General features: G+C 62.2%; 6 protein-coding genes. All 6 read left to right on the top strand.

Annotation, left to right across the window (positions count from 1 at the left end; genetic code table 11):
• Nucleotides 1-946: thiolase family protein (locus ACFTZB_RS41310; protein ID WP_378441082.1), on the top strand; the 946-nt coding region annotated here is incomplete at its 5' end.
• A 35-nt stretch (nt 947-981) separates the two neighbouring features.
• Nucleotides 982-1,965 (top strand): NAD(P)H-dependent flavin oxidoreductase, encoded by a 984-nt coding sequence (locus tag ACFTZB_RS41305; protein WP_378441080.1) that lies wholly within the window; start codon nt 982-984, stop codon nt 1,963-1,965.
• 15 nt (nt 1,966-1,980) lie between these two features.
• Complete coding sequence (locus ACFTZB_RS41300) at nt 1,981-3,135, top strand: acyl-CoA dehydrogenase family protein (protein WP_378441078.1); 1,155 nt, start codon at nt 1,981-1,983, stop codon at nt 3,133-3,135.
• Nucleotides 3,136-4,212: 1,077 nt separating this feature from the next.
• Nucleotides 4,213-4,953: a glucose 1-dehydrogenase gene (locus ACFTZB_RS41295; RefSeq protein WP_378441076.1), complete on the top strand. Its 741-nt coding sequence runs from the start codon at nt 4,213-4,215 to the stop codon at nt 4,951-4,953.
• Between the two features lie 308 nt (nt 4,954-5,261).
• The gene (locus ACFTZB_RS41290) at nt 5,262-5,414 is read left to right on the top strand and encodes a hypothetical protein (protein WP_378441074.1); all 153 of its coding nucleotides are present in this window, start codon (nt 5,262-5,264) and stop codon (nt 5,412-5,414) included.
• Nucleotides 5,415-5,899: 485 nt separating this feature from the next.
• Nucleotides 5,900-6,391, top strand: a complete 492-nt coding sequence (locus ACFTZB_RS41285) for an alpha/beta fold hydrolase (RefSeq protein ID WP_378441072.1) — start codon at nt 5,900-5,902, stop codon at nt 6,389-6,391.
• Nucleotides 6,392-6,454: the final 63 nt, after the last annotated feature.

The raw sequence follows: 6,454 nt of genomic DNA, 5'->3' as shown, positions 1-6,454 counted from the left end.
GGCGACCACCGTCGACCGCCAGTGCGGCTCCAGCCAGCAGGCGGCGCACTTCGCGGCGCAGGGCGTGATCGCCGGCGCCTACGACATCGTGATCGCCGCGGGTGTCGAGTCGATGTCGCGTGTTCCGATGGGTACGACCACCATCGGGCAGGACGCGTCCGGTCCGGGCATCGCCGCCCGCTACCCCGAAGGCCTTGTCAACCAGGGTATTTCCGCGGAACTGATCGCCGCCAAGTGGAAGTTCGACCGCGACACCCTCGACACGTTCTCCGCGCAGTCGCACCAGCGCGCCGCCGACGCCGCGTCGAAGGGGTTGTTCGCCAAGGAGATCATCCCGATCGACGTGACCAACGCCGCCGGTGAGACGGTGACGCACACCGTCGACGAGACGGTGCGCGCCACGACTACCGCCGAGGGACTGTCCGGGCTGAAGTCGTCGTTCTACTCGGAGAAGTACGCGGCCCGGTTCCCCGAGGCGCAGTGGCACATCACCCCGGGAAACTCGTCGCCGCTGACCGACGGTGCATCCGCCGCGCTGATCATGAGCGAGGAGATGGCGTCGAAGCTGGGTCTGACCCCGCGGGCACGGTTCCACTCGTTCGCCGTCGCCGGTGACGACCCGGTCTTCATGCTCACCGCGCCGATCCCGGCGACGAAGAAGATCCTCGCCAAGTCGGGGCTGAGCATCGACGACATCGACGCCTACGAGGTCAACGAGGCGTTCGCGCCGGTGCCGCTGGCGTGGGCGCACGAGTTCGGGGCCGACCCGGCCAAGCTCAACCCGTGGGGCGGCGCCATCGCGCTCGGGCACGCGCTCGGATCGTCGGGCACCCGCCTGCTGAGCACCCTGGTCAACAACCTCGAGGCCACCGGCGGACGCTACGGCCTGCAGACCATGTGCGAGGGCGCGGGCATGGCCAACGCCACCATCATCGAACGCATCTGACCTGCGACTCGTGCGACGCGAAAGGAGACACAATAATGATCGCCACCGCATTCACCGAGACTTTCGGAGTTCGCCACCCCATCGTGCAAGGTGGGATGCAATGGGTCGGACGGGCTGAATTGGTCGCCGCCGTCGCCAATGCCGGTGCACTCGGCTTCATCACCGCACTCACCCAGCCCACACCGGATGATCTCGCCCGCGAGATCGCCAGATGCCGGGAGTTGACGGATCAGCCGTTCGGAGTGAACCTGACGATTCTGCCTTCTATCAACCCGCCGCCCTACGACGAATACCGTCAGGTGGTCGTCGAATCGGGGGTGAAGATCGTCGAGACCGCCGGCGCCAATCCGGGGCCGCATCTGCCGATGTTCCATAACGCCGGCATCAAGGTTCTCCATAAATGCACAACCGTTCGCCACGCCGTCAAGGCGCAGGCACTCGGAGTCGACGGCATCAGCATCGACGGATTCGAGTGCGCCGGCCACCCCGGGGAGGACGACATCGCCGGCCTCGTCCTCATCCCGGCCGCCGCCCGGCAAATCACCATCCCGATGATCGCCTCCGGCGGCTTCGCCGACGCCCGCGGTCTGGTCGCCGCACTCGCACTCGGCGCCGACGGCATCAACATGGGCACCCGGTTCATGTGCACCGTCGAGTCGCCGATTCACCAGAACATCAAGGAAGCCATCGTCGCGGCCGACGAAACCCAGACCGAGCTGATCTTCCGCCCCTTGCGCAACACCGCACGTGTAGCGAGCAACACGGTAAGCCGGAAGGTCGTTGATATCCTCTCCCGCGGAGGACAGTTCGAAGACGTGCGCGAGCTCGTTGCCGGCACGCGCGGACGGACCGTATACGAAGTCGGCGACCCTGAAGCAGGGATTTGGACCGTCGGCACCTCGCAAGGACTCATCGATGACATCCCGACTGTCGCGGAGTTGATCCAGCGCATCACCGCCGAGGCCGAAGACCTGATCACCCAACGGCTCGGCGGGATGCTGGACGGCGTCCCCGCCTGACATGGAGTAATTATTATGCATCGCAGAATCTTTGAAGACGACCACGAAGCCTATCGCGACACCGTTCGGGAATACCTCATGCGCGAGGTCGTCCCATATTACGGCGAGTGGGAGACAAAGCACCTGGTCGACCGTGCCGCATGGCTGGCCGCCGGAAAGTCCGGCATCATCGGACTCGCCGTGCCCACGGAGTACGGTGGCCCCGGCGAGTCCGACTACCGCTACCGCTACGTTGTCGCCGAAGAGATTGCCCGGACCTCGACGACCTCGTTCGGCCTCGGCCTCGGGCTTCAGGACGACGTCACGATCCCATACATCTCGGATCTCGGCACCGCTGAGCAGAAGCAGCGATGGCTTCCCGGGATGGCCACCGGTGAATTGATCTGTGCAATCGCAATGACCGAACCTGGCACCGGAAGTGACCTTCAGGGCATCAAAACCACCGCAGTCCGAGACGGCGACGAGTGGATTCTCAATGGGCAGAAAACGTTCATCACTAGTGGCATCCATGCGGACCTTGTGATCGTGGCGGCCCGGACGGAGCCCGAGGCCGGGTCGCAGGCGCTCAGCTTGTTCGTCGTCGAGCGCGGCACGGAGGGATTCACTCGTGGTCGCACCCTCGAGAAGGTTGGGTTTGCGGCGCAGGACACCGCGGAATTGTCGTTCCTGAACGTTCGGCTACCGGAAACGAATCTGCTCGGAACCGAAGGCCGCGGTCTCATGCACCTCATGGAGCGCCTGCCGCGCGAGCGTCTGTCTATCGCGGTAAGCGCTATTGCCAGCGCTCGGGCAGCATACGAATGGACCGTATCGTACGTGTTCGAGCGCAAGGCATTCGGGCAGCCGATCGGCGATTTCCAGAACACCCGCTTCGCTCTCGCTGAGATGCTCACCGAAATCAACGTTACTCAGAATTACATCGACAACGCGGTACTTGCTCTCAACCAGGGCGAGCTCACTGCTGCCGAAGCGGCCCAGGCCAAGTGGTGGACAACGGAGCTACAACAACGTGTTGTCAATCGATGCGTTCAGTTACACGGTGGATATGGCTACATGATGGAGTACCCCATCGCGCGCGCATACGTTGACAGCCGCATTCAGACGATCTACGGCGGTACGACCGAAATAATGAAAGAGATCATCGGCCGCGAGATCGCCCGCCAACGGTGACGACACATCAGGTCAGCGGATAACTGACACACCTCGCCCTATCCTTGCGCGCCGGTCGCCTCACCCGACTGCTGGACACCACACCCTGGACGTTCAGGACCACCAGCCCAGTTAAGCCTGGCCAGGCGGCCAGGTTGGATGAGGGAAGGCAACGGGTCCAACGAACCTCTCAACTCGCGGCCCCTGTCGCGCAAATCCGCGCCTTAGCATGATTCCCGCGCCAGATTCCGAGGCGGGCACCGGTTCCCGCAGTACCTGCTTCGACCCCCGCCTTGCCGCCGCCTACCTCGCCGAGCATGTTCCCGCATGCAACCGCACATCCTCGAAGTGGAAGCGCCGAGTGAGATGCCGCGATGGCCCATCGTCTCAACGCTTTCGTCAGCGACACAGCCGCATTCGGGTTTCGGCACGAGAGGGACGGAAAGGAACCGGTCGGCGGCCGTCCCGTCCGGGGACCGGGATCGGGATCGGGGCGGCACACAACCTGAGAATGTCTGCGCCCCTCAAGTCCCAGCCAGTTTGCGCCGCTGACTACTGTGCTCCGTTGATCACCCACTGAGATCACCGTCGAGCACCGCGGTGGAACTGGCCCCTTCGACCGGTGCAGCTTCGTTGAAGGTGCACATTGTCGGCGGAAAGCTGCCCATCGGCGGTCACGAAAGTGCCCGGTAGCGAGGAGCCTGCCTGCGCGAAGTCGGCTGTCCGGGCCTCACGTGCTGTCGGTTCTTCAACACCCTCGCCTAAAAGCAGGAAACGGTTGACCTACCAGTCAATATCGAGTAGAAAGAGTTCTATGTGATAGACGCCACCCCGATGGGGCGCAGGCGCACGGCGATCAGCCCGGATTGCCCTGTCACGCTGATTCTTCCATCACGCCGTGGCCTCCGGACCAGCTTGGGACCTCAGCGACTTGAAGGAACTCCATCGAATGGAAGCAGTCACGCCGATACATCGGACCTACCCAGACTCGAACCTGCACACACATGCCGGAAGTAACGTCACCACTCATGGATACCCCGAACTAAGGAGTCAAATGATGACCACACCCCAGAAATCGTCGCAGTCGGCGGTTACACGATGACCGGAAGAGTAGCGGGCAAGGTCGCGATCGTGACGGGCGGAGGCGGGGGTTTGGGCCGCGCAATCAGCGAGACCTTGATCGCCGAGGGCGCAATCGTCTACCTCACAGACATCAACACCGACACAGGAAATTCGGCTGCGACCAGTCTCGGGGACAACGCACGGTTCGTTCCCCATGACGTCACCGAGTACACCCAGTGGCAAACGGTCGTTGCCGCGGCCGAGACCGCCGGCCCAGTTTCCATCCTGGTCAACTGTGCCGGCGTCGGACCAGTCGCCATGATCGCCGACACTTCGCCGGAGGACTACCGCCGGGTAATCGAAATCAATCAGGTGTCGGTTTTCCTCGGAACAAAGGCTGTACTGGATTCGATGCGCAAGGCCGGCGGCGGGTCGATCGTCAACATCTCCTCCGCCGGCGGCCTCGTCGGATTCCCCGGTTTGGCCGGATACGTTTCGTCCAAATTTGCGATGCGAGGGTTCACCAAGACAGCCGCGATCGAGTTGGGCCCGGAAGGAATTCGGGTGAACTCCGTGCACCCGGGCATAGTGAACACCGACATGCTGCGCACCAATCCAATGCAGGAGGAAGTCAAAGCCGCCGCGAAACAGCTCGCCCTCGGCCGGGTTGGTGAGCCTCCGGAGATCGCTGCGCTCGTCTTATATCTCGCCTCCGACGAGTCGAGTTACTCCACTGGTTCGGAGTTCGTAGCGGACGGAGGCTGGAGTTGCCAATGAGATAAGCGAGGTACAGCCACGGCTGCTGGATTGAGGAATCCACGCGCATCTGCCCCCATCCGTTGCCGGATCGCCACGAGTGGGGGTCGACGCGGAACTAGCGGTCGGCGTGCCCGTGCTCTTCTTTCTGCATGTGCGATCCGTTCGCTCCACGTATCTCATGCAATCCAATATCGCTGCGGCAGTGATGTTTCGCGGCGACGGGTCGGCTACCGCCCCTTCGGGGGCGAGTCTTTTCGCACTCGACAATTTCTCGCAGTTGCCACCGCTCTCGTCGAGCCGCATCATCCGGAGATCAAGGAACAGTCATGATCACAACACTTTTCAGAATACTCGCGACACCGCTGACACTGTTCCTCGACTATGTGATGGCTCCCGGTCGGACGTTAGTTTTCTTTGAGTATATCGACGAGCCCGACGACCTCGATGCCAGCGGCAGTGTGGAGGTGAACCATCGGTAAGTGTCTGCGGTGGTCGGCCCGTGGCTCGCTGGCAGGCTCGTTGTCTCGGGCCTACTCGGTGTGACATCTGAGTCGTGTGCCCCTTTGGGGTGCACGTTCCAATACCGGCCGAGGAGACGACCTCACCCTGTCTCGCTGTGACCTCGGACGAAGGTACGCCGGCGAGCTCACCGACGACAAGCGCATCAGTGGTCGCTCAGCCCTCCATTCTCGATCGTCGTTGGGATCGGCATCCGAGCTCACCGCGCTGATCGAGTTCTGCACAACTTGCCGACTTCGTCCCAACTATTCATGACAACGTATGCGATGGACGAGACATCGACAGCGTCCTGGTCATGTCAGACGGCACTGCCATGGCGTGCTGTTCACTCTTCCCACACAGCAATTTCAAGTTGAGCCGCTCCACGCGTCTCTGATCGGCTGATCTGCGCATTCCTGCTCGCCCAAACACATTACGATCCTCCACCCCCGAAAGTGATCGCCACATGACCATGATCAATATCCAGGGCGATGACCTGCACTTCGATGATTACGCCCCCACCGTTGGAACCGCGCCCCAGCTTCCAATGGTGTGGCTTCACGGCTTTTCTTTCAACGCAACTCTTTACAAGTCGGCGATAGGGCTAATGTCGGATCGCCGGCACATCGCCATCGACATGCGCGGCCACGGGAGATCAGCGATGGCCGACACTGATATGACCTTCGAGCGGATCGTCAACGACATTCACGCAATCGTCTCCGAACTCGGCATTGATCGTCTCGTAGTGGTCGGACATTCGATCGGAAACGCCGTCGGAATGCGCTTTGCTGCAGCCTATCCCGATCTAGTCTCGTCTGGGATCGCGATCGCTGGAGTGCCCTCGATAGGCATGCCGGCGGCAGCCAGAGCAGGTCTTGCCTCGATCCAGGACACGGCTGGCGACTTCGACGCCTTCCTTGCCATATTTAGAGGGTGTCTCATGTGGGGAGTTTCTTGAAGCAGGTGAGTGCGGCGGCGAGGTGGAGGAAACCGGCGAAGTGTTCGCCGTGGCGCTCGTAGC

Origin of the sequence: Rhodococcus sp. NPDC057014 (assembly GCF_042673295.1) — a bacterium.
GTDB lineage: Bacteria > Actinomycetota > Actinomycetes > Mycobacteriales > Mycobacteriaceae > Rhodococcus_F.
This window is presented reverse-complemented; position numbering and strand designations above follow the sequence as displayed.